This window comes from Arthrobacter sp. SPT-J7, from assembly GCF_059089965.1.
On the sequence record NZ_JBNHFF010000488.1, the window covers coordinates 1 to 908 of the forward strand.

Sequence of the window (908 nt, forward strand, 5' to 3'; positions counted from 1 at the left end):
AGCGCGACACCGCGCTCCGCGGCGGCCGCGAGCACGGCGCGCACGCTCGCCGCGGCAGTGAACGCGTTTCCCGTCGTCACCGGGACAGGCTGCTCGCCGAGGCCTACCGCATTGCTCGTCACGATCGACGTGTAGGCCCCGAGCCCCACGATCTCGGCACCGCGATCCGTAGCGAGTTCGACCGCGTCGCTAATCACCGCGCAGGCGCGCTCGGTCGGAAGCGACAGCAGCTGCTCCGCGGTGTAGGGAACGCCGATCAGCTCGCCGTGCACAGTCGTTTCCCCGCCCACGGTGCCACTGCCCACCACGAAGGGTGCGGGATTCAGCAGCGAGGAGGCGCGATCGAACCGCTCCAGCAGTTCGACGTGCTGCGCATCGGTGAAGCCCTCGAGGGAGGGGTCGAAGTCGGCCAAGCTAGCCGGATCGAGCGGGTGCACCACGAAGGCAAAGCGCGTCCGTCCCGGTTCCGGAGTCCGCGACGGAGTGCGGGCGGCGACCCCGGATGCGCTCCTATCCACCGCCGTGTTGGCATGGGATCCCAGCAGGTGGCCGAGCAACGCGGCCGTGTTGCCTGCGGCGACGATCGCGACGGCGCGCTCCATTCCTGCCAGCAGCACGTCGCATTCATCGGCCGTGACGGTGAGAGGGGGCTCGACCCGCAGCACGGTATTGCCGAACAGCGTCGGGGCCAGGCGCAGCCCCTCCACTTCGAGCAGGTAGCTGCACACCGCCATGGCAAGGTTGCCGCCCTCCGCCAGCGAGCCGAGCAGACCCTGATCGCCGGTGAGATCGAGGTCGCCCGACAACTCCACGCCGAGCAGCAGCCCGCGTCCGCGGACGTCGGTGACGACGGCAGGGTACCGCCGCGCGATGTCCCGAAGGCCGCCGAGCAGCTGCGCGCTGCGCTC

General features: G+C 70.5%; 1 protein-coding gene. It reads right to left on the bottom strand.

Annotated elements, in window-relative coordinates; all coding sequences use genetic code 11:
• The coding region (locus AC5RWX_RS33800) for an aminotransferase class III-fold pyridoxal phosphate-dependent enzyme (protein WP_494100503.1) at positions 1 to 908 on the bottom strand (908 nt) is incomplete at both ends.